A 25,276-nucleotide genomic window follows, 5' to 3' on the forward strand; every position below is an offset into this window, starting at 1 on the left:
CAACGGGCGGAAATGGCGGAAAACGCCGTTGCAACATTGGGGTCAGGTCTAGACATGGCGGTTTTTCGTCGCAAAACCGCCATGTCTAGACCTGACCCCAATGTTGCTTATGAGAATTATGCCTGCGGGGCCGGTATTTTTGTCATTTTTACGTTTTGTTTACACCCCCGTCCCTAGTCTTTACGACATTTTTAGACGCTTCCCGATAACCTTCCGGCTATCAAAACAAACCTGACTGGGGATGGTGATGGATATCGTGTATCTCGGCTTGCTTGCCGTGTTTTTCCTTGTCGTGTGCGGCTTCGCCGTCGCCTGCGACACATTGGGAGGTCCGCAATGAACGGGTTTTATGTGCTCGGCGCCGTCGTGGCGGCCGGCTTGTTGGTGTATTTGCTGGTGGCGCTGTTGAAGGCGGAGGAGCTGTGATGACGACGCAATCGGTTTTGTTGTTGCTGGCTTTCCTGGCGGTGTTGCTGGCGCTGGCTTATCCGCTCGGCCTGTTTATGGCGAAGGTCGCCGGCGAGGCCCCCGTCCGCGGCCTGGGCTGGCTGCAAAAGTGCGAGGACGCGCTGTACCGCCTGGCCGGCATTGCCGCCGATAAGGCGATGGGCTGGAAGACGTATGCGATCGCGCTGATCGTCTTTAATGCGCTCGGCGCTGTCTTTGTTTATGGCCTGCAGCGCCTGCAGGGCGTGCTGCCGCTGAATCCGCAGGGCCTGGGCGCCGTCAGCCCCGATTCCTCGTTCAATACGGCGGTCAGTTTTGTCGCCAATACGAATTGGCAGGGCTACGGCGGCGAGCAGACGATGAGTTATCTGACGCAGATGCTGGGCATGGCTTGCCAGAATTTTTTCTCGGCCGCGACCGGCATCGCCGTCATTTTCGCGCTGGTGCGGGGCTTTTCCGCGCGTTCGAGCAAGTCGATCGGCAATTTCTGGGTCGATGTGACGCGCTCGACCTTGTATGTGCTGCTGCCGCTGTCGCTGGTGTTCGCCGTGGCCTTCAACAGCGAGGGCATGATCCAGAATTTCTCGGCCTATAAGGAGGTGGCCCTGTTGGACCAGGTCGCGTATTCGGCGCCGAAGGCCGGCGCCGACGGCCAGCCCGTGCTCGACGCGGCCGGCCAGCCGGTGATGGAGGCCCTGGTGGCGAAGACGCAGACCATCGCCATGGGGCCGGTGGCGTCGCAGGAGGCGATCAAGCTGCTCGGCACGAACGGCGGCGGCTTCTTCAATGCGAACTCCGCGCATCCGTTCGAGAGTCCCAGCGCGCTGTCGAATTTCCTGCAGGTGCTGGCGATCTTCCTGATTCCGGCCGGGCTGTGCTTCACCTTCGGCCGCATGGTCGGCGATATGCGCCAGGGCTGGGCCGTGATCGCGGCGATGACCCTGCTGTTCGCCGCGCTGACGGTGGCGGTGATGGGCGCCGAGCAGGCCGCGCATCCGGCCTTGCAGGCGCTCGGCGTCGACCAGGGCGCCAGCGCGCTGCAGGCCGGCGGCAATATGGAGGGCAAGGAGACGCGCTTCGGCATCAGCGGCTCGACCCTGTTCGCGGCCGTCACGACGGCGGCTTCCTGCGGCGCCGTGAATTCGATGCACGATTCGTATATGCCCCTGGGCGGCATGGTGCCGCTGCTGCTGATGCAGTTCGGCGAGGTGATTTTCGGCGGCGTCGGCACCGGCTTGTACGGCATGCTGATGTTCGCGATCCTGGCGGTGTTCATCGCCGGCCTGATGATAGGCCGCACTCCCGAGTACCTGGGCAAGAAGATCCAGGCCTATGAGATGAAGATGACCTCGCTGGCCATCCTGGTGACGCCGGCCCTGGTGCTGACCGGCACCGCCATCGCCGTCATGGTCGATCCCGGCAAGGCCGGCGTCCTCAACCCCGGCGCGCACGGCTTCTCGGAGGTGCTGTATGCCTTCACCTCGGCCGCCAACAACAACGGCAGCGCCTTCGCCGGCCTGTCCGCCAACACGCCTTTCTACAACGTGATGCTGGCCATCGCGATGTGGTTCGGCCGCTTCGGCGTGATCGTGCCGGTGCTGGCCGTGGCCGGTTCGCTGGCCGCCAAGCAGCGCCTGCAGGCGAACGCCGGCACCATGCCGACCCACGGCCCGATGTTCATCGCGCTGCTGGTCGGGATCGTGGTCCTGGTCGGCGTGCTGAACTACGTGCCGGCGCTGGCGCTCGGCCCGCTCATCGAACACCTGCAACTTTTCACACAATAAGAGGCTAGACATGTCACGCACCAGCCTGACGCTTTTCGATTCCGCCCTGATCGGCCCCGCCGTTCTGGACGCGTTCAAGAAACTCCATCCGCGCACGCAGTGGCGCAGCCCCGTGATGTTCGTCGTCTATGTGGGCAGCATCATCACGACGCTGTTGTATATCCAGGCGCTGAACGGCGCCGCCGAGGCCCCGCCGGGCTTCATCCTGGCGACCACGGTGTGGTTGTGGTTCACGGTGCTGTTCGCCAATTTCGCCGAGGCGCTGGCCGAGGGCCGCAGCAAGGCGCAGGCGGCTTCGCTGCGGGCGCTGAAGAAGACCGTGATGGCGAAGAAGATGACGACGCCGAAGTACGGCACCACCTGGCTGCCGACGCCGGCCACCGATCTGCGCAAGGGCATGACGGTGCTGGTCGAGGCGGGCGACGTGATCCCCGCCGACGGCGAGGTGGTCGGCGGCGTCGCCTCGGTCGACGAGAGCGCCATCACCGGCGAGTCGGCGCCCGTGATCCGCGAGTCCGGCGGCGATTTCTCGGCCGTCACCGGCGGCACCCGCGTGCTGTCGGATTGGCTGATGGTGCGCGTCTCGGTGAATCCCGGCGAGGCTTTCATCGACCGCATGATCGCGATGGTCGAGGGCGCCAAGCGGCAGAAGACGCCGAACGAGATCGCCCTGACGATCCTGCTGGTGGCGCTGACGATCGTGTTCCTGGTCGTCACCGTGACGCTGCTGCCGTATTCGCTGTTCGCCGTCGAGGCGGCCAAGTCCGGCACGCCGGTCACCATCACGGTGCTGATCGCGCTGCTGGTGTGCCTGATTCCGACCACCATAGGCGGCCTGCTGTCGGCCATCGGCGTGGCCGGCATGAGCCGCATGATGCAGGCGAACGTGATCGCCACCTCGGGCCGCGCCGTCGAGGCGGCCGGCGACGTCGACGTGCTGATGCTCGACAAGACCGGCACGATCACGCTGGGCAACCGCCAGGCGTCGGCCTTCGTCGCCGCGCCCGGCGTCACCGAGCAGCAGCTGGCCGACGCCGCGCAACTGGCTTCGCTGGCCGACGAGACGCCGGAGGGCCGCAGCATCGTCGTGCTGGCCAAGCAGCGCTTCAACATCCGCGAACGCGAGATGGCGACCTTGAACGCGACCTTCGTGCCGTTCACGGCGCAGACGCGGATGAGCGGCGTGGACGTCGCCGGCCGCGAGGTGCGCAAGGGCGCCGCCGATTCGGTGCGCAAATATGTCGAGGCGCTGGGCCGGCCTTACCCCGACGAGGTGGCGCGCGCCGTCGACGACATCGCCCGCTGCGGCAGCACGCCGCTGGTGGTGGTCGACGACGGCCGCGTGATGGGCGCGGTCGAGCTGAAGGACATCGTCAAGGGCGGCATCAAGGAGCGTTTCGCCGAGCTGCGCCGGATGGGCATCAAGACGGTGATGATCACCGGCGACAACAAGCTGACGGCCGCCGCCATCGCCGCCGAGGCCGGCGTCGACGATTTCCTGGCCGAGGCGACGCCGGAGGACAAGTTGAAGCTGATCCGCAGCTACCAGTCGGAAGGCCGGCTGGTGGCGATGACGGGCGACGGCACCAACGACGCGCCGGCGCTGGCCCAGGCCGACGTCGCCGTGGCGATGAATTCCGGCACCCAGGCGGCGAAGGAGGCCGGCAATATGGTCGACCTCGACTCCAACCCGACCAAGCTGCTGGAGATCGTCGAGATCGGCAAGCAGATGCTGATGACGCGCGGCTCGCTGACGACGTTCTCGATCGCCAACGACATCGCCAAGTACTTCGCGATCATTCCGGCCGCCTTCGTCGGCACCTATCCGCAGTTGAAGGCGCTCGACGTGATGCATCTGGCCAGCCCGGCGTCGGCCATCATGTCGGCGGTGATCTTCAACGCGCTGATCATCGTCGTGCTGATCCCGCTGGCGCTGAAGGGCGTGCAGTACCGGGCCATCGGCGCGGCCATGCTGTTGCGCCGCAACCTGCTGATCTACGGCGTCGGCGGCATCGTCCTGCCGTTCATCGGCATCAAGCTGATCGACATGGTTTTATCCGCTTTCAATTTAGTCTAAAGGACACCTCATGAGTTCCATCCTTCGCCCCGCCCTGGTGCTGTTCGCCTCGCTGACCCTGGTGTGCGGCATCGTCTATCCCTACGCCGTGGCCGGCGTCGGCCAGCTCGCCTTCCCCGACGAATCGGCCGGCAGCATCGTCCAGGCCGGCGGCCGGGCCGTCGGCTCCAGCCTGATCGGCCAGTCCTTCACCTCGCCGCGGTACTTCTGGGGCCGGCCGTCGGCCACCGCGCCGATGGCCAACAACGGCGCCGGCTCGGGCGGCTCGAACCTGGGGCCGAGCAATCCGGCCCAGCTCGACGCCGTCAAGGGCCGCCTCGCGGCGCTGCGGGCGGCCGACCCCGGCAACATGGCGGCCGTGCCGGTCGACCTGGTGACGGCCTCGGGCAGCGGCCTGGACCCGGAGATCAGCGTGGCGGCGGCGCGCTACCAGGCCGGCCGCGTGGCGCGGGCGCGCGCGATGGCGCCCGCGCAGGTGGACGCGCTGCTGGCGCGCCACGTGCAGACGCCGTATTTCGGCATTTTCGGCGAGCCGCGCGTCAACGTGCTGGCGCTGAACATGGCGCTCGACGCCGCGCGCAAGTAAGATGTCAGCCAGTGGCGTAGCGGCGCGGCCAGCCGCGCCGCCACGCCCGCTTTCAACGCACCCGGACAACAAGGCAAGCATGCCCCCGAACGACAAGCAACGCCCCGACCCCGACGCCCTGCTGGCGCAAGTGCAGGCGCAGGAAAAAAAAGCGTCGCGCGGCAAGCTGCGCATCTATTTCGGCGCCTCCGCAGGCGTGGGCAAGACCTACGCGATGCTGGCGGCCGCCCGCAAATTGCAGGCGGACGGCCAGGCGCTGCTGGTCGGCGTGGTGGAAACCCACGGCCGCGCCGACACGCTGGCGCTGGCCGAGGGCTTGCCGCTGCTGGCGCGCAAGGCCATCGCCCACCGCGGCAAGACGCTGAGCGAGTTCGACCTCGACGAGGCGCTGCTGCGCCGTCCGCCGCTGATCCTGATGGACGAGCTGGCGCACTCCAACGCGCCCGGCTCGCGCCACCCGAAACGCTGGCAGGACGTCGAGGAGCTGCTGGAGGCGGGCATCGACGTGTTCACGACGGTCAATGTGCAGCACCTGGAGAGCCTCAACGACGTCGTCGGCGGCATCACCGGCGTGCGCGTGGCCGAAACCCTGCCCGACACCGTGTTCGACCGCGCCGACGAGGTGGTGCTGGTCGACATTCCCGCCGACGAGCTGCTCAAGCGCCTGAAGCTGGGCAAGGTCTACCAGCCGCAGCAGGCCGAGCGGGCGTCGCAGAATTTTTTCCGCAAGGGCAACCTGATCGCCCTGCGCGAGCTGGCGCTGCGCCGCACGGCCGACCGCGTGCAGGACGACGTGCAAGCCTACCGCGTGGAAAAATCCATCAACCCGATCTGGAAGACGGGCGCGGCGCTGCTGGCCTGCGTCGGCCCGCGCCCCGGCAGCGAGCATGTGGTGCGCAGCACGGCGCGCCTGGCCAGCCAGCTCAACGCCGAGTGGCACGCCGTCTACATCGAAACGCCGCAACTGCAGCACCTGCCGGCGGCGCAGCGCGAGCGCATCCTGAAGACCCTGAAGCTGGCCCAGGACCTGGGCGCGCGCACGGCCGTTTTGTCGGGCAATGACATCGCCGCCGCTATCGTCGACTACGCCCGCGCCAACAACATCTCGAAACTGATCCTCGGGCGCGCCCACCGGAGCTGGCCGTGGCGCGCCGCGCCCGCCAGGCGCATCGCGCAACTGGCGCCCGACGCCGACCTGATCCAGATCGGCCTGGCCGGCGGCCGCGCGGCGCCGGCGCCGCGCGGCGCCGAGCCGGACGGCGCCGACACCGAGCGCCGCCCGGCGCGCCACTGGCGCTACGCGCTGGCGGCCGGCGCCAGCCTGCTGACGGCGGCCGCCAGCCTGCCTCTGCTGGCCTACCTGGACCTGGCCAACATCGCCATGCTGTTCCTGCTGACGGTGGTGCTGGTGGCCGTGCGCCTCGGGCGCGGCCCGGCGGCGCTGGCCAGCCTGGTCGGCGTGGCCGCCTTCGACTTCGGCTTCGTGCCGCCGCGCTTTTCCTTCGCCGTCGGCGACATCCAGTACCTGGTCACCTTCGGCGTGATGCTGGCCGTCGGCCTGATCACCGGCCACCTGACGGCCGACCTGCGCTTCCAGGCGCGGGTGGCCTCGCACCGCGAGGCGCGCGCCCGCGCGCTGTACGAATTCGCCCGCGACCTGTCCGGCGTGCTGCAGACCGAGCAGATCGTCGAGATCACCCGCAACTACATCCAGCGCGCCTTCCAGGCCCGCGCCACGCTGCTGGTGCCGGACGACGCCGGCCATCTGCACCTGGCGCAGCCGGGCGCCGACGCCGCCGGCGGCGCGCCGGAGATCGACGCCGGCATCGCCCAGTGGGCCTTCGACCACGCCGAGGCGGCCGGCAGCGGCACCGACACGCTGCCGGCGTCGAACGTGTTCTACCTGCCGCTGATCGCGCCGATGCGCACGCGCGGCCTGCTGGCGCTGCTGCCCGAGAACCGCCGCTGGCTGCTGGTGCCGGAGCAGCGCCAGCACCTCGACACCTTCGCCGCGCTGGCCGCCATCGCGCTCGAGCGCGTGCATTACATCGACGTCGCCCAGGGCGCGCTGGTGCAGATGGAGTCGGAGCGGCTGCGCAACTCGCTGCTGGCGGCGCTGTCGCACGACCTGCGCACGCCGCTGACCTCGCTGGTGGGCCTGGCCGAGTCGCTGGCCATGTCGAAGCCGCCGCTGTCGGCGCCGCAGCTCGACATGGCCCGTTCGCTGCAGGGCGAGACGCTGCGCATGAGCGCCCTGGTCGCCAACCTGCTCGACATGGCGCGCATCGAAAGCGGCCAGGTGCGCCTGAACCTGCAATGGCAGGCGCTGGAAGAGGTGGTCGGCAGCGCGCTGCGCGCCAGCCGCCCGCAGCTGCTGGCCCACACCGTGCGCACGCGCCTGGCGGCCGGGCTGCCGCTGGTGCGCTTCGACGCCGTGCTGATCGAGCGCGTGCTGTGCAACCTGCTGGAGAACGCCGCCAAGTACACGCCGGCCGGCAGCACCATCACGGCGGCGGCGGAGCTCAGCGGCCAGTACCTGCAAGTGACCGTGTACGACAACGGCCCCGGCCTGCCGCCCGGCCGCGAGGAAGCCGTGTTTGAAAAATTCACCCGCGGCGAACGCGAGTCGGCCAAGCCGGGCGTCGGCCTGGGGCTGGCGATCTGCCGCGCCATCGTCGAGGCGCACGGCGGCAAGATCCGCGCCGGCCAGTCGCCGCAGCACGGCGCCGCCATCGTCTTCACGCTGCCGCTGGGCACGCCGCCGGCGATGCCCGAACTCGACGACATCGAAGCACCCTTGAACGGACAAGCAATATGAACGACACCCCCGCAACGGCCCTGCTGGTCGAAGACGAGCCGCAAATCCGCCGCTTCGTGCGCGCCGCGCTGGAAGAGGAGGGCTGGCAGATATTCGAGTCGGCCACCATGCAGCGCGGCCTGATCGACGCCGGCACCCGCCGCCCCGACCTGATCGTGCTCGACCTCGGCCTGCCCGACGGCGACGGCATCGACTTCATCGCCGACATCCGCAAATGGTCGAACGTGCCGATCATCGTGCTGTCGGCGCGCGTCGACGAGCAGGACAAGATCCGCGCCCTCGACGCCGGCGCCGACGACTACCTGAGCAAGCCCTTCGGCGTCGGCGAACTGCTGGCGCGGGTGCGCGCCACCCTGCGGCGCCAGCGCCAGCCGGGCGCCGGCGCCGACGGCGCCGTGCAGTTCGGCGACGTCAAGGTCGACCTGCGGGCGCGCCTGGTCACCCGCGGCGGCCAGCTGGTGCACCTGACGCCGACGGAATTTCGCCTGCTGGCGGTGCTGGTGACGAACGCCGGGCGCGTCGTCACCAATCCGCAACTGCTGCGCGAAGTGTGGGGGCCGTCGCATTCCGAGAGCGGCCACTACCTGCGCATCTACATGGGGCACCTGCGCCAGAAGCTGGAGAACGACCCGACCCAGCCGGTCCACCTGCTGACCGAAACGGCGGTCGGCTACCGCCTGCTGCTGCCGCTATGAACTAGCGCCATCCCGGCCTGAGCTTCCCTCGATATGCAAAGGCGCGTGCGCGCGCCGGGGGAGGGGCTTGCCCAAATATTTGCAGCGACGGGCCAGCTGCGCCATTCCGGCAAAGGCCCATTCCACTCACTACACAGAAGAACACCATGAAAAAATTGATCCTTGCAAGCGCCATTGCGGCAGCCCTCGCCGGCGGCCTGGTCCACGCGGAAGACAAAAAGCCCGACAACGAAGTGACGTTCAACGTCGCCGGCGTGTCCGACTACCGCTTCCGCGGCATCTCGCAAACCCGCCTGAAGCCGGCGCTGCAGGGCGGCGTCGACTACGTCAACAACCCCAGCGGTTTCTACGCCGGCGCCTGGGCGTCGACGATCAAATGGACCAAGGACGCGGGCGGCAGCGGCGACGTCGAAGTCGACCTGTACGGCGGCAAGCGCGGCGAGCTCGCCAAGGACCTTGCGTATGACCTTGGCGTGCTGGCCTATGTCTACGCCGGCAACGACCTCGATAAAGTCGGCCTGAAAAACGCCAACACCTTCGAACTTTACGGCCAGCTCGGCTACGGCCCCGCCTACATCAAGTATTCGCACGCGGTGACGAACCTGTTCGGCGCCGTCGACAGCAAAAACAGCGGCTACCTCGACATCGGCGCCAACATCGACCTGACGAACGGCTGGACTGGCAACCTGCACGTCGGCCACCAGAATGTCAGGCACGCTTCGGTGTCCAGCTACACCGACTGGAAGCTTGGCGTGACCAAGGACTTCGGCGTGCTCACGGGCGCGCTGGCCGTGGTCGGCAGCAACGCCGACAAGAAGGCCTACGCCTCGCCGGTGAACGGCAAGTTCACGGGCAAGACGGCGCTGCTGCTGACGCTCAGCAAAACCTTCTAAGGGACTGGAAATGGAGCGGGGCGGGCGCCATGCGGCGCCCGCCCCGTTTCGACGTGCCGGCGGGCGGCGCCCCTACTGGAACACCGCGCCGTACAGCCCTTCTATATCGGTCACCGAGGCGGCCGGAATCTGCGCCGCGAAAACGTCGGCGCGCGCGCGCTCGGCCGGCTCGCAGACCAGCAGCACGCGCAGGCCGGGATTGAACATGCGCGCCTTGCCGATGCGCCGCACCAGCAGCTCCCGCGCGGCGGCGTCGCCGTGCTGCGCGTCGAAGGGCACGATGACGACGCGCGCAGCGATCAGGGCCGCGCGGCTGCCCATCGAATCGCGGCCCTCGCTGTCGATGACGATGTCGTGGTAGCAGTTGACCAGGTGCTCCAACTCCGGCTGCAGCCCCTTCGCGCTGATGGCGCGCGCCACCAGCCTGGGCCGGGCGGCGCAGCACGCCAGCGCGCCGCGGCGCGGATCGGCGTCGAGCAGCAGCACCTTGCGCCCGGCCAGCGCGCGCGCCGCCGCCAGCCGGCCGGCCAGGACGGACTTGCCGGCGCCGCCGCTGGCGTCAGTTACGGTGATGATCATCGTGGCGTCCCGCCGGGATGACGGAGGATGACGACACCAGCTGCATCAGCCAGCCCTGGCGGCCGGCGCGGGCCGTGGGGCAGGCGCCGGCCGCCGGCCACTGCGGCAGCGCCATCAACTGCTCCAGCGCGGCGGACAGCCGGGCCTTGCCGGCGGCGGACATCGGCGTCATCGGCAGGCGCAGCTCGTCGCGTATCCTGCCCTGCATGGCCAGCGCGGCCTTGATCGGGCCGGGGTTGGGCTCGGCGAACAGCAGCCGTATCATCGGCAGCAGCGCCTTGAACAACTGCTGCGCGGCGTGCAACTGGCCGCTCTTGACCAGGTCGAACAACTGCACATACAGGTCGGGGCGGATCTGCGCGGCGGCCGAGATGGCGCCGTGGCCGCCCGCGCACAGCGTGGCCAGCAATAGCGCGTCGTCGCCGCCGAGCACATCGAGGCGCGTCGTCAGCAGCAGCTCGGTGAGCTGCTGCATATCGCCGCCGGCCTCCTTGATGGCGACGAAGCGCGTGTCCTGGCTCAGCTCCGCCACGGTGGCGGGCGCGATGTTGATGCCGGTGCGGGCCGGCACGTTGTAGAGGATGATCGAATGGTCGGTCGCTGCCGACATGGCCTGGAAATGGCGCAGGATGCCCAGTTGCGAGGGGCGCACATAGGCGGGCGCGGAAATGAGCAGGCCCGCCAGCGGATGGTCGTTGAAGCGCTGCGCGCGCGCGGCGACGGCGCGCGTGTCGCTGCCGCCGACGCCCATGACGACGGGGAAGTGCGGGCCGACGGCGTCGAGCACCTCGGCCAGCAGCATCGTCTGTTCGGCTTCGCTCAGCATGGCCGCCTCGCCGGTGGTGCCGCAGACGACGAGGCCGTGGATGCCGCTGGCGGCCAGCGCCGTCGCCAGCGCGCGGGCGGCGGCGTAATCGACCTCGCCGTCGCGGAAGGGCGTGACCATCGGCACCCAGATACCCTGGAAATGGGCGGTGATGCGGCTCGACGACATGGCGTTGTCGCAGGGGACGGGCGCGGCGGAGGCGTTGTGGCTGGCGTTGCTCATGATTGCTGCGCCTTGCGGATACGGCCGAACTCCGCGGCCGGCAGCAGGCGCATCACCGCATCCATCGTCAAGCGGAGCGCCGGCTCGGCCACGCACAGCCACACCTTCATCCGCTCGGCATGGTCGACCGGCTCGATGCGCATGAAAGAGAGCATGCCGCCGCAGGTTTTCGCGACCAGTTGGCGCAGCTCGGTGAGGCGGCCGGTATCGACCGTGATATGCATCAGGAAAGTCGGACTGCGTGAATAGGTTTCCATAAGGGCTGTGAAGCGGTTGTTGAGGTGCTGTAAAGGTTAGCAGTCCCCATATAAAGATTCTCTAAAAAGGCGGGGCCGGCGCGTAAACAGGCTGTATAAAAGCTGGGGACAGACCACGATTTCCGGGAAAGATTTCCCGGAAATCGTGGTCTGTCCCCAGCTTTTGTTACAAAATCGAAGCGTGTGCGCGGCGCACTAGGTTTATATTGAAACTGTCTGCGTTTTCCGCCCGCTTCCAGCCATGTCCGATATCGATCCGCCCACGCCGCCGCACCCCGAGCGTATTCCCGACCGCCGCGCCGGCGAGGCCGCGCCCCGCTATCTGAAGGAGAACGACACGCCGCTGGCGCTGGCCTGGCGCGTCGTGGTGGCGCGCTACCGGGCCATGCGCGACAAGGCCGGCCGCGATTTCATGCGCCGCACTTTGCGCATCGGTATTTCGGCGCGCATTTTTCACCCGGAAGCCGGTTCCACGGGTTTGCGCAGCAAGAATCTGCAGTATCTCGAGGAGTCGATCGCCCAGTGGGTGATGTCGCGCGATGTGCTGGTGTTTATGATTCCGACGGTGAATACGGGCGGCTTGCTGCATCCCAGTAATATCACCCTGCGCCATTACGCCCGCCACCTGGACGGCCTGGTGCTGCAGGGCGGCGCCGACGTGTCGCCGCAGACGTATTCCGAGGCGGCCACCCGGCCCGAGTGGAGCGGCGACCGCGCCCGCGACATTTACGAGCTGGAGCTGTTGCATGAGTTCGTCGAGGCGGGCAAGCCGGTGCTGGGCATCTGCCGCGGCTGCCAGTTGATCAACGTCGCCTTCGGCGGCACGCTGTACCAGGACATCGCCGCCGACGTGCCCGACGCCGCCGAGCATGTCAACAATCTGTACGACAGCCACCGCCACAGCATCGTCTTTCCCAAGGGCTCCTCGCTGGCGCCGCTGTTTCCGCAGCGCGGCGAGGCGCTCGTCAATTCGATCCACCACCAGGCCGTGAAGGACCTGGGGCGCGATATCACCGTCGAGGCCATGTCGCAGCCGGACAACATCGTCGAGGCGATACGCTACCAGCGCGCGCATTTCGTCGTCGGCCTGCAGTGGCATCCGGAGTTCCATTCGGCGGGCGGCGTCGATTTGCTCGATTGCACGCCCATCCTCGACCATTTCCTGCGCGCGGCCCGCGAAACCCGCTTTTGAGTCCGCTTATTTAGCACTTGAGGCCGTTCGAGCTTTGACGAAGCTCAAGCCCGGTGTGCGTTTCATTGTGGATTTTTCGTTCTATCCCTAACAATACACCGGCGTAGTTGAACTACGTATAGGTCTTTGTTGAGATCCGCATGACATGACGCGATGCTCGTCGGCGATTGATTGTTCCATCCGACAGCACCTTTCCCCACACCAGCAAGACCGCTGAAAATGCCCCGCGACGTGGCAGGGTGGCGTGTTACTTTTTTTTCAGCGCCAAGGAAAACCGGTGGTCTTGTGTATTTGCGAGGACGATATGAAATATACCGCAATATATTCCGCTTGCACGCTGTTCGTGCTGGCCACTTCCACGGCCTACGCCCAGCATGGCCCCGTCAGCAAAGTCAATGCCGAGGTGGCGACGAACGGTAGCGCGCCCTACTGGACGGCCGAGCGCCTCAAGGCCGCCAAACCGCTGCCTTTGCCGCAGGCGCGGGCCGGCGCCCATGTGCCGGACCCCGCGGCGGCGCTGGCGCAACCGGCCAGCCAGGCCGGCGCCGATGGCCAGCCGCCGTCGCTGCAGGGCGCGCCCGCGCCGCAGCAATTGTTTTTCCCCAGCCCCGAGCAGAAAATCCTGCCGGACAGCGAGGGCGTCAGCCCCAGCGCGGCCGGCACCTTCGGCGCGCACTACACCAGCACCCGGGTGTTTCCGCTGTTTAGCGGAGCGAACGCCGGTTTTTCCGCCGACCGCGCCTATCCTTACACGACGGTCGGCAAGCTGTTCTTCTCGATCAGCGGCGTGCCCTATGTCTGTTCGGCCTCGGTGATACAGCGGCGCATCGTGGCGACGGCCGGGCATTGCGTGCACAGCGGCACGGCGGCCGGTTTTCACAGTAATTTCATGTTCGCGCCCGCCTACCGCGACGGCGTGGCGCCCCTCAAGACGTGGAACTGGCGCCTGGTGACGACGACCGCCACCTGGGCCGGCGGCGGCGGCGGCGTGCCGAATGCCGCCGATTACGCGATGATCGAGTTCGTCGACCAGGCGCTGACCCCCGGCGGCCCCGTCTACAAACTGGGCAATCTGACGGGCTGGCTGGGCTGGCAAACCGTCAGCCTGGCGCTGAACCACACCTCGAAACTCGGCTATCCCTGCAATCTCGACAGCTGCCAGAAAATGCAAAATGTCGCGAGCAATAACTTCCGCACGACGTTCCCGAACAATGTCGAATACGGCTCCGACGCCAGGGGCGGTTCCAGCGGCGGGCCGTGGGTGCAGAATTTTGAAACGGTGCCCGTGGGCGGCGCCACCGGCCTGAACACGGGCGTCAACCGCGTCGTCGGCGTGACTTCCTACGGCTATATCAGCACCGACCCGAAGGTGCAGGGCGCTTCCATCCTCGACAGCCGCTGGGTGCAGCTGTGGAACCTGGTGTGCTCGATCGCCGGTAACTGCTCGTAGGCGCCGGCGGGGCGGCGGCGCGGCCCTCAGAATTCCATTGCTTCGCCGCGGAAGCAGCGGATGGCCGCGTCGACCATGCCCTCGGCGCTGCCCTGGCGGTCGTGCTGGGTGCGCAGGTAGTGGGCGTCGCTCCACAGTTTGGTGACGTCGCCCAGGTGTTTCAGGGCGGCCGTGCTGTCCAGCGCCTCGCCGTGCGGCTCCATCTTGCGCAGCGTCGTCATGATGTCTTCCCGCAGCGACATCGTTTCATAGGTCTTCGGGTGCGTGATGGCGCCGTCCAGGCCGAAGCGGCAAGCCTGGAAGCGGTTGTAGTTGTAGACCAGGTAGTCGTCTTCGGCCGGCGCCGCCTCGCGCCGCTCCAGCAGGTGGCGGCACAGCGCCTGCAGGTAGGCGGCCAGCGCGGCCGCCCGCTCCACCGTCAGCGGCGTGTCGCAGACGCGCAGCTCGATGGTGCCGAATTCCGGCTTCGGCCGGATGTCCCAGTAGAAATCCTTCATGCTCTTGATGATGCCGGTCTTTTCCATCTTGGCGAAGTACTGCTTGGAAAATTCGTCCCAGCTGAGCGTGAACGGCGCCCGCCCGCTCATCGGGAAGGCGAACACGGAGTTCAGGCGGGCCGAGTCGAACAGCGTGTCGCGCCCCTGCACATACGGCGAGGAGGCCGACAGCGCGATGAAGTGGGGGATGTAGCGGTTCAGGGCGTGCAGCAGGAACATCGCGTCGTCGCCCGAGGCGCAGCCGATGTGCACGTGCTGGCCGAAGATGGTGAATTGCTTGGCGAGGTAGCCGTATAGCTCGGAAATTTCTTTGAAGCGGGGCTTGGCGAAGATTTTTTGCGCGGACCACTGCTGGAAGGGGTGGGTGCCGCCGCCGCCGATGCCGATGTTGAGCTTGTCGCCGGCGGCCACCAGCGTGTCGCGGATTTCCTGCAACTGCGCCAGCAGCGGCGCGTGGCGGGTGTGCACGGTCGAATTGATCTCGATCATCGCCTCGGTGATTTCCGGCGTGACGTTGCCGGGGAAGGGGTTCTTGCCCAGCAGGTGCAGCAAGTCCGGGCTGGCGGCCGTCAGGTCGAAGTCCGACAGGTTCACCAGTTGCAATTCGAGTTCGACGCCGAAGGTCAGCGCGGCGGATTGGCTAAACGCTTCCAGCGGCATCTCAGTGCTCCTGTTCGTTGTGGGTTTCCTTGGCCCAGATCAGGGCGCGCTGGATGATGACGGGGCCGAGCAGTTCCAGGATCAGGATGAAGGCGGCCAGCGCGCTGAGTTCGTCGGCGAAGCTGACGCCGCGGTGGCGCGCGTGCTCCAGCAGCAGCACGACGGAGACGGAGACGGGCGTCAGCGCCACGCCGGTCAGCACGCCCTTGCGCCAGGAGATGCCGCTGACGTGGGAAAACGCGCCGACGCCGATGATTTTCGTCACGAAGCGTCCGGCGATCATGGCCAGCGCCAGGCCGGCGCCGGCGACCACTTGCGGCCAGGCCAGCGTCGCGGCGACGAAAACGAACAGCAGCACGGTGAGCAATTCGCCGAGGGCGCCGAAATTGCGCTGGGCCTGGCTGAAGGCGACGCGGCGGTGGCGCGCGACGAGGCCGAAGACCAGTGTGGCCAGCAGCGGCGAGAGCCGCGTCGTGTAGGTGATGGCGACCAGCAGGATTACCGCCAGCGCGAAGGCGACCGTGGCGTCCTGGGCCATGTTGCCGAGGCGGCGCAGCATGGCCGGCACGACGACGCCGAAGACGGCGCCGGCGCCGGCCGAGGCCAGCAGCATCGTGAAGCTGCTCATGCCGGCGTCGAGCAGGTCGCCGGAGCTGTGGAAGGTGCGGTAGGCGACGATGACGTTGAAGATGAACACGGCCAGCACGCAGTTCAGCGCCGACATGTGCATGACGCGCTCGCTGACCTGGCCGGAGCTGCGCTCCTCGTTGATGACGCGCATCACCGTGGCCGGCGACGTCGACATCGACAGGGCCGCCAGCAGCAGGGCCGTGCCGGGGACGACGGCGAACTCGATGGCGATGCAGTAGACGACGGCGAAGGTGCCGATCGCCTCGACCAGGCCGGCGACGGCGATCCACGGGTTGTTCGACAGCCAGCGCAGGTTGATGCGGTAGCCCAGCTCGAACAGGATCAGGCCGAAGGCGACGTCGGCCAGGACCAGCATCGGGCCGTTGCCGACGTGGGGCAGCACGCCGACCTGGGTTTGCGCCAGCAGGAAGCCGACGGCGCCGTAGAAGCTGATGCGCGGCAGGCCGGTCCAGCGGTGGCCGAACTCGCCGGCGACCCAGGCCAGGGCGATGGCGAAGGGCCAGGACAGATCGGATGCAATCGACAGGATGCTTTGCATAGACTCCTCAATGAAAATCGGCGGCTGGCGGCGCCCGCGCGCGGGGCCGCCGCGCGGCGCGTGTTGCCGTGAGTGCGTTGCCGATTCTACTTGATGCGCGGCGGCGCACGATACGATTGCTGTGTCGGCTATCGCTTATCGGCGGCGGCGCGGGGGCGCGGCCCGGCCCGTCACTTGCTGAGCAGGCGCATGCCGCGTTCCAGTCCCGCTATCGACAGGGGAAACATGCGGTGGTTCATCAATTGGCGGACGATGCCGATCGACTGGCGGTATTGCCACAAGCCTTCCGGCTCGGGATTGAGCCAGATGAATTTCGGAAAGGCGCTGGTGAAGCGCGCCAGCCAGCTCGATCCGGCCTCCTCGTTGTTGTACTCGACGGAGCCGCCCGGCTGCAAGATTTCATACGGGCTCATCGTCGCGTCGCCAACAAAGATCAGCTTGGTGTCGGGCGGGTATTTGCGCAGCACATCCCAGGTGGGGAAGCGCTCGGCGTTGCGGCGCCGGTTGTTTTTCCACAGGTAATCGTAAACGCAGTTGTGGAAGTAAAAGAATTCCATGTTCTTGAATTCCGTCTTCGCCGCCGAAAACAATTCCTCGGTGCGCTCGATGTGCTCGTCCATCGTGCCGCCCACGTCGAGCAGCATCAGCACCTTGATGCGGTTCTTGCGTTCGGGCCGCATCTTGATGTCGAGGTAGCCGGCGTTGCTGGCCGTGGCGTGGATGGTCGCCTCCAGCGCCAGCTCGTCCTCCGCGCCCTCGCGGGCGAACTTGCGCAGGCGCCGCAGCGCCACCTTGATGTTGCGCGTGCCCAGCTCGCGCTCGCCGTCGTAATCCTTGTAGGCGCGCGCCTCCCACACCTTGACGGCCGTGCGGTTGCCGCCCCGGCCGCCGATGCGGATGCCCTCGGGATTGTTGCCGCCGTTGCCGAAGGGCGAGGTGCCGCCGCTGCCTATCCACTTGCTGCCGCCCTCGTGGCGCTCCTTCTGTTCCTTCAGCAACTCCTGGAGGCGCTCCATCAGCTTGTCGTAGCCGAATTTTTCCAGTTGCGCCTTTTGCTCGGCGGACAGTTCGCGCTCCATGCGCTTGACCAGCCAGTCGAGGGGAATCGCGGCGTTCGTCTCGAAAGCCGCGTTGATGCCCTTGAAGTATTGGGCGAAGGCGCGGTCGAACTTGTCGAAATGGGCCTCGTCCTTGACCAGCGTCAGCCGCGCCAGATAATAGAAGTCGTCCATCGACGCCGCGATGACGTTCTGTTGCAGCGCTTCGAGCAGGGTCAGGAACTCCTTGATCGAGACGGGGATCTTGGCGTCTTTCAAGGTGAAGAAGAAGTCGATCAGCATGTCAGTCCCGCTTCAGCTTGTATTCCAGGTGGGCCTTGATTTCCGGCCACTCGCCGCGCGCGATGCTATACATATGCGTGTCGCGCACGGTGTTGTCGCGGCGCAGAGCGTGGTGGCGCAGCACGCCGTCCAGCTTGGCGCCGAGGCGGGTGATGGCGGCTTGAGAGGCGAAGTTGAAATTATCGGTGCGAAAGCCGACCAGGGCGCAGCCCAGCGTCTCGAAGGCGTGCGTCAGCAGCATCAGCTTGCAACTGGTGTTGACGTGGGTGCGCTGCCAGCTTTGCGCGTACCAGGTGTAGCCGATTTCGACGCGCTCCAGCTCCGTCACGATGTCGTGGTAGCTGGTGCTGCCGATGACGGCGCTGCTGGCCGCGTCGACGACGGCGAAGGCCAGGCGGCTGGCGCGCATTTCGGCGGCCTTGAAGATGTACTGGTCGACGTGGTCGGGTTCCGGCACCGAGGTGATGCGCAGCTTCCACAGCTCGCCGTCCGCGGCGGCCGCGCGCAAGCCGTCGGCGTGGTGCGGCGCCAGCGGCTCCAGGCGCACCCCGTTGTGTGCCAGCGTCAGCGCGGTGGGGGCCCGCATCAGCGGTTCGTCCGCGACATGAACACGAGGCGCTCGAACAGGTGCACGTCCTGCTCGTTTTTCAGCAGGGCGCCGTGCAGCGGCGGCACGACGGCCTTGGCGTCCTTGCTGCGCAGCGCCTCGGCCGGGATGTCCTCGGCCAGCAGCAGCTTGAGCCAGTCGAGAAATTCCGAGGTCGACGGCTTCTTCTTCAGGCCGGCCACCTCGCGCACCTCGTAGAAGGTGTGCAAGGCTTGCGCCAGCAATTCCTTCTTCAGGTTCGGGTAGTGGACGGCGACGATCTGCTCCATCGTGTCCTTGTCTGGGAACTTGATGTAGTGGAAGAAGCAGCGCCGCAGGAAGGCGTCCGGCAACTCCTTTTCATTGTTGGAGGTGATGATCACCAGCGGGCGGTGCTTGGCCACGACCATTTCGCGCGTCTCGTAGACGTAGAATTCCATGCGGTCCAGCTCGCGCAGCAAGTCGTTGGGGAACTCGATGTCGGCCTTGTCGATTTCGTCGATCAGCAGCACGACGGGCTCGGGCGCCGTGAACGCCTGCCACAGCACGCCCTTGACGATGTAGTTGTGGATGTCGCGCACGCGCTCGTCGCCCAGTTGCGAGTCGCGCAGGCGCGAGACGGCGTCGTATTCGTACAGGCCCTGCTGGGCCTTGGTGGTCGACTTGATGTGCCACTGCATCAGCGGCATGTTCAGCGCCGCCGCCACCTCTTCGGCCAGCATGGTCTTGCCGGTGCCGGGCTCGCCCTTGATCAGCAGCGGGCGCTGCAAGGTCAGCGCGGCATTGACTGCCAGTTTCAAGTCGGCGGTTGCGACATAGTTGTCGGAACCCTGGAAGCGGTGGCCTTGGCCTGGATGTGCGTGCATGGGCGGGGAGCTCGAAGTGGTGAGTGGAAATAATAAAAACCGAGTATAAGACAGAACGGCGCCGCGTTGCCATGGAAGGCGTCGGCGCCGCGCCGCGCGGGGGCCGAGGTTCTGCTTCCACACGGAAAACATTGCATGTGGACTTGCGGGAAGGTCTTGAGTTAAAATCGCAGGTTGATAGTGCAAAACTCAACTTTTGCACCCGCTGTATCCCCGATTACCACTGATTACCTTGCCACCATGAAAAAAATCTTTGCACTTCTCGTGCTCGCCGGCATTGCCAATGTCGCCGCAGCGGCGGACATCGTTGGAAACGCCAAGGCCGCCCCCGCCAAGGTGGAAATGTGTATCGGTTGCCACGGCATCCCAGGATACAAAGCGACCTTCCCGGAAGTGTTCCAGGTGCCGATGATCGGTGGCCAGTCGGCGAAATACATCGAAAACGCATTGAAGGCCTACCAAAAGGGCGACCGCAAGCACCCGACGATGAAGGGTATCGCCGCCAGCCTGTCGGACCAGGATATTGCTGACGTTGCCGCTTACTACGCGCAACAAACTGCCCAGCCGAAATGAGGAATAACAATATGAAAAACATTCTCGCCGCCCTGTTCTGCTCCACCATCTCGTTCAGCGCCGTTGCCGGTGGCAACATTGACGCCGGTAAAGCCCTGGCCGAAAAATACAATTGCGCATCCTGCCACGGCAAGGACCTGAATTCGCCGATCGACCCCTCGTACCCGAAACTGGCCGGCCAGCATAAGGATTACCTGGAACACGCGCTGACGACGTACAAACGCGGCGACGGCGCCAACGGCCGCAACAACGCCATCATGACGGGCCAGGTCAAGCCTTTGACCAACCAGGACATCAAGGATCTGGCCGCGTATCTGCACAGCCTGCCTAAGACGCTGGTGATCCATCGTTAAGATGTGAGGCCCCGTCAGGAATAGAAAAAACCACGTTCGCGTGGTTTTTTTTCGCGGGTGCGCGGCGTAGACAGGCCTCGCCGGTGAGCCCTGTCCCCGGTGCTCGCGCGATAAACTGCCCAACTTTTATTGGGACGGTTAATTATCGTGGCTTTTTGCGCTGCTTCACGTGGTGGGAAAGTACCCAATAGGAGGCGCATACAAGAGTGGCGTAGACTTTCTTGAAGATGGTCTTGCCGCTGCAACGGCTCGCGCTACGGTTGTGGCCTGGATCAAGCGTTTGGGGCGCGGACTAATGGGTGCTCGGTGAAGGCGTTAGCGAACTGCGCATATACATTGGTTCCGGCTGGCGAGTATATTTCATGCAGCGCGGCGGCCAGTTGATCGGGGTGCTGGCTGGCGGTGCGAAGCGTACCCAGAACAGCGACACTAAGATATATATGGAAAAACGAATTAACGCGGCTGATTTACCCGATTTCGACGCGGCGCCCTATCTTGATAGCAAGGTTGCCGTTGCCGCTTACTTGACCGATATTCTGGGGGCGAATGACGCTTCTTTATTGGCGGCCGCTTTGGGCGACATTGCCCGCGCTCACGGTATGACGGAAATCGCCAAGTCCGCCGGGATCACCCGCGAGGCTTTGTACAAGGCACTGCGGCCGGGCAGCGCTCCGCGTTTCGATACGGTTAACCGGGTCTGCGCTGCGCTGGGAGTGCGGCTGGTTGTGCAGCCGCTTGATGCCTGATGGCTGGGATCACCCGGAGGGGCCGACCTCGCGGCGCTTTCCGGCTGCGGGCGGGGCCGGGCTTAGCGGCGGCGCACGCACTCCAGGTAGGCGGCGCCGTCCGGCGGCAAGCCGGCGCGCTGCGAGTTCCAGATCATCTGTCCCAGGCATTCCATGATCTGGTGGTGGGCCGCGTGCTCCGAGTCGAGCCGCTGCGTCAGCCCCTGGCTGGCCGCGCGGATGCCGGTCGGGCGGTCCACGGCGATCTGCTCGGCGATGGTCAGGTGCATGGACAGGTGCAAAAAGGGGTTGGCCTGGCCGCCGTCGACCGAGTAGTCGCGCGCCAGGGCCGCGTCGACGTCGCCCAGGTCGCTTTCGTATTCGGGGTGCTGGACGATCCAGTCGAGCGCGATCGCTTCGAGCGGGCTGAGGATTTCTTTGGCGTGGTGCTTGCGGTAGATGTCGCAGAAGAAGCGCCGCACATCGTCGGAGGAGGGAGTAAACATCGTGATATCACTGGGGGTAGCGGAAGCAGCCGTCATTGTACCGCGTGGCGAATATGTGTACTCTTGTGCCTTAGTCTATTCCGCATCCAACTTTTACGGAGGTTTTCCACCCATGCTCAACGATACCGCCCTGGACACCCTGTTTTACGCCGCCCGCACCCACAACGGCTGGCTGGAGCGCCCGGTGAGCGACGCCCAACTGGCGCATCTGTTCGATTTGATGAAGTGGGGGCCGACGTCGGCGAACAGTTCGCCGGCGCGCATCGTCTTCGTCAAGTCGGCGGCCGAGAAGGAGAGGCTGGCCACCTGCATGGCGCCGGGCAACGCGCCGAAGGTGCTGGCGGCGCCGGTGACGGCCATCGTCGGCATGGACATGGAATTCTACGAGAAGCTGCCGTATCTGGCGCCGCACATGGACGCCAGGTCCTGGTTCACCGGCAACCAGGCGCTGGCCGACGCAACCGCCTTCCGCAATTCCTCGCTGCAGGGCGCCTACCTGATCATGGCGGCGCGCGCCATCGGCCTCGATTGCGGCCCGATGTCGGGCTTCGACGCGGACAAGGTGAACGCCGCCTTCTTCGCCGGCAGCACCGTCAAGGCCAACTTCGTCTGCAGCCTCGGCTATGGCGACGCCACCAAGGTGCATCCGCGCGCCCCGCGCCTGTCTTTCGACGAGGTGTGCAAGATCGTCTAGCATTCGCGGCGCCTGGCCGGACCCGCCGCGACGCTCCGTTCGACGGGCGCCGGCGTAAAAAAAACGGGCATCCGAGGATGCCCGTTTTGGCGCGCGGCGCTAGTCCTTGTGCGCCGGCGTCAGCAGCGCCGGCTCCGGGTCGGCGAGCGGCGCGGCCGCCGCCGCGCCCTGCGGCGCCTCCTGCGCGCGCGGCGCGTGCGGCTGGCGCAGGTAGCGCGAGGTGTGCCGGTGCGGCGCCGGACTGCCGTTCACCGGCCACGTCAGGAAGCGCGACAGTTCCTGCAGCGCGCGCTGGTAGACGTCGCGCTTGAACTCGATGACGACGTCCAGCGGCACCCAGTAATCGTGCCAGCGCCAGGCGTCGAACTCCGGATGGTCGGTCAGGCGCAGGTTGACGTCATTGTCGCGGGCGCACATGCGCAGCAGGAACCAAATCTGCTTTTGCCCCCGGTAATGGCCGCGAATCTCGCGCTTGATGAAATGGTCCGGCACCTCGTAGCGCAACCAGTCGCGCGTGCGGCCGACGATCTTGACGTGCTCCTGCCTTAATCCTATCTCCTCTTCCAGTTCGCGAAACATGGCTTGTTCGGGGGTTTCCCCGTACTTGATGCCGCCTTGCGGAAACTGCCACGAGTGCTCGCGCACCCGTTTTCCCCACCACACCTCATTTTGGGCGTTTAGCAGGATGATGCCGACGTTGGGCCGGAACCCTTCACGATCGAGCATAATGCACCTCAAACTTTCTGCGACCGAGCGCCTTTCTTATATTTTTGCCCACATCTCCGCATGCCGGCCGCATTTTCGGGGTACGAAAACGGCAGGCATGTCATCAATTGCACGCATTTGTATAAAGTATGGACGCATCCGCCAGCTAATCCTTTAAAATTAGGTTGATTATAACCCTCTCTTTTTAAAAAGAATTCAACGTTATGCGCGCCTCCCGATTTTTTATTTCTACGCTCAAAGAAGCCCCATCTGACGCGGAAATCGTCAGCCACCAATTGATGATGCGCGCCGGTATGATCAAACGCATCGGTTCGGGCATCTACACCTACATGCCGATGGGCCTGCGCGTGATCCGCAAGGTCGAGGCCATCATCCGCGAGGAGATGAACGCGGCCGCCGGCATCGAGCTGCTGATGCCGCTGGTGCAGCCGGCCGAGCTGTGGCAGGAAACCGGGCGCTGGGACAAGATGGGCGCCGAGTTGCTGCGCGTCAAGGACCGCCACGGCCGCGACTATGCGATCCAGCCGACGTCGGAAGAGGTCATCACCGACGTGGTGCGCTCGGAAATCAAGTCCTACCGCCAGCTGCCGTTGAACTTCTACCATATCCAGACCAAGTTCCGCGACGAGCGCCGGCCCCGCTTCGGCCTGATGCGCGGCCGCGAATTCACGATGAAGGACGCCTATTCCTTCGACCGCGACCTGGCCGGCCTGCAGGCGTCCTACCAGATCATGTTCGACGCCTACGTGAAGATCTTCACCCGCTTCGGCCTGAAGTTCCGCGCCGTGGCGGCCGACAACGGCGCCATCGGCGGCTCCGGTTCGCACGAGTTCCACGTCATCGCCAGCACCGGCGAGGACGCGCTGGTGTACTGCCCGAGTTCCGACTACGCCGCGAACATGGAGGCGGCCGAGGCGCTGCCGGTGGCGGCGGCGCGCGGCGCGGCCGGCCAGGCGCTGGCGAAAACGGCGACGCCGGACACGGTCAAGTGCGAAACCGTGGCGGCGCTGCTGGGCCTGCTGCCGCTGGCGCAGACCGTCAAAACCATCGCGCTGACGGTGGAAACGGAGAGCGAGGGCAAGCTCGCCAAGCGCTACTTCATGCTGCTGCTGCGCGGCGACCATGAGTTGAACGAAGTCAAGGTCGGCAAGGTCGCCGGCCTGGCCGGCCACCGCTTCTCGACCGAGGCCGAGATACTCGAAGTCTACGGCACCGTGCCCGGCTACCTGGGGCCGATCGGCACCAAGGTCCCAGTCACCGTCGTGGCCGACCGCACCGTCGCCAACATGCACGACTTCGTCTGCGGCGCCAACGACGCCGGCTACCACTACACGGGCGCGAACTGGGGCCGCGACGCGGCCGAGCCGGCCATCGTCGCCGACCTGCGCAACGTCGTCGAAGGCGACGCCTCGCCGGACGGCAAGGGCGTGCTGGCGATCGAGCGCGGCATCGAAGTGGGCCACGTGTTCCAGCTCGGCACCTCCTACTCGGAAAGCATGAAGGCCACCTTCCTCGACGAAAACGGCAAGCCGGCCCCGCTGCAGATGGGTTGCTACGGCATCGGCGTGACGCGCATCCTGGGCGCGGCCATCGAACAGAACTTCGACGACAAGGGCATCATCTGGCCGACGGCGATCGCGCCGTTCGAGCTGGTGCTGTGCCCGATGAGCTACGACCGCAGCGAACTGGTCAAGGAAGCGACGGACACCCTGTACGCGGCCATGCAGGCGGCCGGCGTCGACGTCATCGTCGACGACCGCGGCCTGCGCCCGGGCGCCATGTTCGCCGACTGGGAACTGATCGGCGTGCCGCACCGCATCGTCATCGGCGAGCGCGGCCTGAAGGAAGGCAATCTGGAATACCTGGGCCGCCGCGACACCGAGGCGAGCGCCGTGCCGCTGGCCGACATCGTCAGTTTCATCCAGGGCAAAATGCAGCCGTGAGGCTGACGCTGCCCGGCCGGGCCGGCGCGCTGCTGCTACTGGCCGCCGGCCTGCTGAGCGGCGCCGGCGCCCGCGCCGGCAACCAGAAGGAAGAGGCGCTGGCCGACTCCGTGCGGCTGGCGCTGTCCCACGCGATCAAGGACGAGCGGCCGCCGCGGCAAATCTTCCGCGACGAGCGGGAGCGCCAGCGCTACGCGCACTGGCTCGAGCAGATGTCGGCGCGGCTGGCGCGCAAGCTGCCGGACGTCCAGGTGCGCACGGAATTTCTCGAAGCGGCATGGTACGAGGCGCGCCGCGCCGGCCTCGACCCGGGGCTGGTGCTGGGCCTGATCCAGGTCGAATCGGCCTACCGCAAATACGCGGTGTCGATGGCGGGCGCGCGCGGCTACATGCAAGTGATGCCGTTCTGGACCGGCGTCATCGGCGACAGCGACAGGCGCAAGCTGTTCCACATGCAAACGAATCTGCGCTACGGCTGCGCGATCCTGCGCATGTACCTCGACATGGAGGGCGGCAATCTGTACCTGGCGCTGGGGCGCTACAACGGCAGCCGCGGCCGGCCCGAATATCCGGGCGCCGTGCTGGCGGCGTGGCGGCGCTGGCAGTTGTAAAGCCGGGGACAGACCACGATTTCCGCGCTATTCAGTTGTAAGGGGACAGACCACGATTTTCGTAAAGCTGGGGACAGACCACGATTTCCGCGCTGAATAGCGCGGAAATCGTGGTCTGTCCCCGGCTGTGCGGCTGTGCAAAAAAAATGCCCCGTTCGCGTTGGCGACGGGGCACGCCGGC

Annotated in this window: 25 protein-coding genes; 15 read left to right on the plus strand and 10 right to left on the minus strand. The window is 66.1% G+C overall.

The window, feature by feature from the left end; all coding sequences use genetic code 11:
* Positions 1–336: 336 nt before the first annotated feature.
* From kdpF to OIK44_RS13960, 7 genes are all read left to right on the plus strand, one after another.
* Positions 337–426, plus strand: a complete 90-nt coding sequence (gene kdpF, locus OIK44_RS13930; protein WP_273671404.1) for a K(+)-transporting ATPase subunit F — start codon at positions 337–339, stop codon at positions 424–426.
* Entirely contained in the window at positions 426–2,231 is a 1,806-nt protein-coding gene (gene kdpA, locus OIK44_RS13935; protein WP_273671405.1) for a potassium-transporting ATPase subunit KdpA, read from the plus strand. The genes kdpF and kdpA overlap by 1 nt, the downstream gene beginning before the upstream one ends.
* A gap of 10 nt (positions 2,232–2,241) precedes the next feature.
* Positions 2,242–4,308 (plus strand): potassium-transporting ATPase subunit KdpB, encoded by a 2,067-nt coding sequence (gene kdpB / locus OIK44_RS13940; RefSeq protein ID WP_273671406.1) that lies wholly within the window; start codon positions 2,242–2,244, stop codon positions 4,306–4,308.
* A gap of 10 nt (positions 4,309–4,318) precedes the next feature.
* A complete protein-coding gene (kdpC, locus tag OIK44_RS13945) occupies positions 4,319–4,894 on the plus strand; it encodes a potassium-transporting ATPase subunit KdpC (protein ID WP_273671408.1) in 576 nt (191 codons plus the stop codon).
* Between the two features lie 79 nt (positions 4,895–4,973).
* Positions 4,974–7,712 (plus strand): two-component system sensor histidine kinase KdpD, encoded by a 2,739-nt coding sequence (kdpD, locus tag OIK44_RS13950; protein ID WP_273671409.1) that lies wholly within the window; start codon positions 4,974–4,976, stop codon positions 7,710–7,712.
* Positions 7,709–8,407, plus strand: coding sequence for a two-component system response regulator KdpE (gene kdpE, locus OIK44_RS13955; protein WP_273671410.1), 699 nt, complete (start codon positions 7,709–7,711; stop codon positions 8,405–8,407). Before kdpD ends, kdpE begins: the two co-directional genes overlap by 4 nt.
* A 146-nt stretch (positions 8,408–8,553) precedes the next feature.
* Positions 8,554–9,300: a TorF family putative porin gene (locus tag OIK44_RS13960; RefSeq protein ID WP_273671411.1), complete on the plus strand. Its 747-nt coding sequence runs from the start codon at positions 8,554–8,556 to the stop codon at positions 9,298–9,300.
* Between the two features lie 72 nt (positions 9,301–9,372).
* Here OIK44_RS13960 and OIK44_RS13965 read toward each other — a convergent pair whose 3' ends face one another.
* The 3 genes from OIK44_RS13965 to OIK44_RS13975 are packed head-to-tail and all read right to left on the minus strand — an operon-like array spanning position 9,373 to position 11,184.
* Positions 9,373–9,879: a nucleotide-binding protein gene (locus tag OIK44_RS13965; protein ID WP_273671412.1), complete on the minus strand. Its 507-nt coding sequence runs from the start codon at positions 9,877–9,879 to the stop codon at positions 9,373–9,375.
* Positions 9,860–10,927: a 4-hydroxy-tetrahydrodipicolinate synthase gene (dapA, locus tag OIK44_RS13970; protein ID WP_273671413.1), complete on the minus strand. Its 1,068-nt coding sequence runs from the start codon at positions 10,925–10,927 to the stop codon at positions 9,860–9,862. The genes OIK44_RS13965 and dapA overlap by 20 nt, the downstream gene beginning before the upstream one ends.
* Positions 10,924–11,184, minus strand: coding sequence for a hypothetical protein (locus OIK44_RS13975; RefSeq protein ID WP_273671415.1), 261 nt, complete (start codon positions 11,182–11,184; stop codon positions 10,924–10,926). Before OIK44_RS13975 ends, dapA begins: the two co-directional genes overlap by 4 nt.
* Positions 11,185–11,425: 241 nt before the next feature.
* Between OIK44_RS13975 and OIK44_RS13980 the strand changes: the two genes are divergently transcribed.
* Together OIK44_RS13980 and OIK44_RS13985 are read left to right on the plus strand one after the other, a co-directional pair.
* On the plus strand, positions 11,426–12,376 hold the full coding sequence (locus OIK44_RS13980; protein ID WP_273671417.1) for a gamma-glutamyl-gamma-aminobutyrate hydrolase family protein: 951 nt from the start codon (positions 11,426–11,428) through the stop codon (positions 12,374–12,376).
* Positions 12,377–12,680: 304 nt separating this feature from the next.
* Complete coding sequence (locus OIK44_RS13985) at positions 12,681–13,826, plus strand: trypsin-like serine peptidase (protein WP_273671419.1); 1,146 nt, start codon at positions 12,681–12,683, stop codon at positions 13,824–13,826.
* 26 nt (positions 13,827–13,852) lie between these two features.
* On the opposite strand, the gene OIK44_RS13990 is transcribed toward OIK44_RS13985, so the two are convergent.
* The 5 genes from OIK44_RS13990 to OIK44_RS14010 all read right to left on the minus strand — a co-directional run bounded on the left by OIK44_RS13990 (position 13,853) and on the right by OIK44_RS14010 (position 18,964).
* A complete protein-coding gene (locus tag OIK44_RS13990; protein WP_273671420.1) occupies positions 13,853–14,983 on the minus strand; it encodes a YbdK family carboxylate-amine ligase in 1,131 nt (376 codons plus the stop codon).
* A gap of 1 nt (position 14,984) precedes the next feature.
* Positions 14,985–16,172, minus strand: a complete 1,188-nt coding sequence (locus OIK44_RS13995; protein WP_273671422.1) for a cation:proton antiporter — start codon at positions 16,170–16,172, stop codon at positions 14,985–14,987.
* 170 nt (positions 16,173–16,342) lie between these two features.
* Positions 16,343–17,512 (minus strand): vWA domain-containing protein, encoded by a 1,170-nt coding sequence (locus OIK44_RS14000; RefSeq protein WP_273671424.1) that lies wholly within the window; start codon positions 17,510–17,512, stop codon positions 16,343–16,345.
* 1 nt (position 17,513) lies between these two features.
* Positions 17,514–18,098 (minus strand): GNAT family N-acetyltransferase, encoded by a 585-nt coding sequence (locus OIK44_RS14005; protein ID WP_273671425.1) that lies wholly within the window; start codon positions 18,096–18,098, stop codon positions 17,514–17,516.
* Complete coding sequence (locus tag OIK44_RS14010) at positions 18,098–18,964, minus strand: AAA family ATPase (protein WP_273671426.1); 867 nt, start codon at positions 18,962–18,964, stop codon at positions 18,098–18,100. Before OIK44_RS14010 ends, OIK44_RS14005 begins: the two co-directional genes overlap by 1 nt.
* Positions 18,965–19,204: 240 nt before the next feature.
* Here OIK44_RS14010 and OIK44_RS14015 point away from each other — a divergent pair, with 240 nt between their 5' ends.
* The 3 genes from OIK44_RS14015 to OIK44_RS14025 all read left to right on the plus strand — a co-directional run bounded on the left by OIK44_RS14015 (position 19,205) and on the right by OIK44_RS14025 (position 20,636).
* Entirely contained in the window at positions 19,205–19,537 is a 333-nt protein-coding gene (locus tag OIK44_RS14015; RefSeq protein WP_273671427.1) for a c-type cytochrome, read from the plus strand.
* A gap of 11 nt (positions 19,538–19,548) precedes the next feature.
* Complete coding sequence (locus OIK44_RS14020; protein ID WP_273671428.1) at positions 19,549–19,890, plus strand: c-type cytochrome; 342 nt, start codon at positions 19,549–19,551, stop codon at positions 19,888–19,890.
* Positions 19,891–20,330: 440 nt separating this feature from the next.
* Positions 20,331–20,636: an addiction module antidote protein gene (locus OIK44_RS14025; protein ID WP_273671982.1), complete on the plus strand. Its 306-nt coding sequence runs from the start codon at positions 20,331–20,333 to the stop codon at positions 20,634–20,636.
* Positions 20,637–20,698: 62 nt separating this feature from the next.
* Here the strand turns inward: OIK44_RS14025 and OIK44_RS14030 are convergent, their stop codons facing one another.
* On the minus strand, positions 20,699–21,121 hold the full coding sequence (locus tag OIK44_RS14030; RefSeq protein WP_273671429.1) for a DUF1841 family protein: 423 nt from the start codon (positions 21,119–21,121) through the stop codon (positions 20,699–20,701).
* 112 nt (positions 21,122–21,233) lie between these two features.
* Between OIK44_RS14030 and OIK44_RS14035 the strand changes: the two genes are divergently transcribed.
* Complete coding sequence (locus OIK44_RS14035; RefSeq protein ID WP_273671430.1) at positions 21,234–21,815, plus strand: malonic semialdehyde reductase; 582 nt, start codon at positions 21,234–21,236, stop codon at positions 21,813–21,815.
* 99 nt (positions 21,816–21,914) lie between these two features.
* Here the strand turns inward: OIK44_RS14035 and OIK44_RS14040 are convergent, their stop codons facing one another.
* Positions 21,915–22,541, minus strand: coding sequence for an RNA pyrophosphohydrolase (locus tag OIK44_RS14040; protein ID WP_273671431.1), 627 nt, complete (start codon positions 22,539–22,541; stop codon positions 21,915–21,917).
* 203 nt (positions 22,542–22,744) lie between these two features.
* Here OIK44_RS14040 and OIK44_RS14045 point away from each other — a divergent pair, with 203 nt between their 5' ends.
* Together OIK44_RS14045 and OIK44_RS14050 are read left to right on the plus strand one after the other, a co-directional pair.
* On the plus strand, positions 22,745–24,484 hold the full coding sequence (locus OIK44_RS14045; RefSeq protein ID WP_273671432.1) for a proline--tRNA ligase: 1,740 nt from the start codon (positions 22,745–22,747) through the stop codon (positions 24,482–24,484).
* Positions 24,481–25,095, plus strand: coding sequence for a lytic transglycosylase domain-containing protein (locus tag OIK44_RS14050; RefSeq protein ID WP_420213846.1), 615 nt, complete (start codon positions 24,481–24,483; stop codon positions 25,093–25,095). Before OIK44_RS14045 ends, OIK44_RS14050 begins: the two co-directional genes overlap by 4 nt.
* The last annotated feature ends 181 nt before the right edge of the window (positions 25,096–25,276 follow it).

This window comes from Janthinobacterium fluminis, from assembly GCF_028595325.1.
GTDB lineage: Bacteria > Pseudomonadota > Gammaproteobacteria > Burkholderiales > Burkholderiaceae_D > Janthinobacterium > Janthinobacterium fluminis.

What these genes read in the sequence shown, in the direction of transcription:
- OIK44_RS14000 (WP_273671424.1), bottom strand. Translation starts at nt 17,512, where the DNA reads ATGCTGATCGACTTCTTCTTCACCTTGAAAGACGCCAAGATCCCCGTC.
- OIK44_RS14015 (WP_273671427.1), top strand. Translation starts at nt 19,205, where the DNA reads ATGAAAAAAATCTTTGCACTTCTCGTGCTCGCCGGCATTGCCAATGTC.
- kdpB (WP_273671406.1), top strand. Translation starts at nt 2,242, where the DNA reads ATGTCACGCACCAGCCTGACGCTTTTCGATTCCGCCCTGATCGGCCCC.
- OIK44_RS13965 (WP_273671412.1), bottom strand. Translation starts at nt 9,879, where the DNA reads ATGATCATCACCGTAACTGACGCCAGCGGCGGCGCCGGCAAGTCCGTC.
- OIK44_RS14045 (WP_273671432.1), top strand. Translation starts at nt 22,745, where the DNA reads ATGCGCGCCTCCCGATTTTTTATTTCTACGCTCAAAGAAGCCCCATCT.
- OIK44_RS13990 (WP_273671420.1), bottom strand. Translation starts at nt 14,983, where the DNA reads ATGCCGCTGGAAGCGTTTAGCCAATCCGCCGCGCTGACCTTCGGCGTC.
- OIK44_RS14035 (WP_273671430.1), top strand. Translation starts at nt 21,234, where the DNA reads ATGCTCAACGATACCGCCCTGGACACCCTGTTTTACGCCGCCCGCACC.
- OIK44_RS14005 (WP_273671425.1), bottom strand. Translation starts at nt 18,098, where the DNA reads ATGCGGGCCCCCACCGCGCTGACGCTGGCACACAACGGGGTGCGCCTG.
- OIK44_RS13975 (WP_273671415.1), bottom strand. Translation starts at nt 11,184, where the DNA reads ATGGAAACCTATTCACGCAGTCCGACTTTCCTGATGCATATCACGGTC.
- OIK44_RS13985 (WP_273671419.1), top strand. Translation starts at nt 12,681, where the DNA reads ATGAAATATACCGCAATATATTCCGCTTGCACGCTGTTCGTGCTGGCC.
- OIK44_RS13980 (WP_273671417.1), top strand. Translation starts at nt 11,426, where the DNA reads ATGTCCGATATCGATCCGCCCACGCCGCCGCACCCCGAGCGTATTCCC.
- dapA (WP_273671413.1), bottom strand. Translation starts at nt 10,927, where the DNA reads ATGAGCAACGCCAGCCACAACGCCTCCGCCGCGCCCGTCCCCTGCGAC.
- OIK44_RS14030 (WP_273671429.1), bottom strand. Translation starts at nt 21,121, where the DNA reads ATGTTTACTCCCTCCTCCGACGATGTGCGGCGCTTCTTCTGCGACATC.
- OIK44_RS14020 (WP_273671428.1), top strand. Translation starts at nt 19,549, where the DNA reads ATGAAAAACATTCTCGCCGCCCTGTTCTGCTCCACCATCTCGTTCAGC.
- OIK44_RS14025 (WP_273671982.1), top strand. Translation starts at nt 20,331, where the DNA reads ATGGAAAAACGAATTAACGCGGCTGATTTACCCGATTTCGACGCGGCG.
- OIK44_RS14010 (WP_273671426.1), bottom strand. Translation starts at nt 18,964, where the DNA reads ATGCACGCACATCCAGGCCAAGGCCACCGCTTCCAGGGTTCCGACAAC.
- kdpA (WP_273671405.1), top strand. Translation starts at nt 426, where the DNA reads ATGACGACGCAATCGGTTTTGTTGTTGCTGGCTTTCCTGGCGGTGTTG.
- OIK44_RS13995 (WP_273671422.1), bottom strand. Translation starts at nt 16,172, where the DNA reads ATGCAAAGCATCCTGTCGATTGCATCCGATCTGTCCTGGCCCTTCGCC.
- kdpF (WP_273671404.1), top strand. Translation starts at nt 337, where the DNA reads ATGAACGGGTTTTATGTGCTCGGCGCCGTCGTGGCGGCCGGCTTGTTG.
- OIK44_RS13960 (WP_273671411.1), top strand. Translation starts at nt 8,554, where the DNA reads ATGAAAAAATTGATCCTTGCAAGCGCCATTGCGGCAGCCCTCGCCGGC.
- kdpD (WP_273671409.1), top strand. Translation starts at nt 4,974, where the DNA reads ATGCCCCCGAACGACAAGCAACGCCCCGACCCCGACGCCCTGCTGGCG.
- kdpE (WP_273671410.1), top strand. Translation starts at nt 7,709, where the DNA reads ATGAACGACACCCCCGCAACGGCCCTGCTGGTCGAAGACGAGCCGCAA.
- OIK44_RS14040 (WP_273671431.1), bottom strand. Translation starts at nt 22,541, where the DNA reads ATGCTCGATCGTGAAGGGTTCCGGCCCAACGTCGGCATCATCCTGCTA.
- kdpC (WP_273671408.1), top strand. Translation starts at nt 4,319, where the DNA reads ATGAGTTCCATCCTTCGCCCCGCCCTGGTGCTGTTCGCCTCGCTGACC.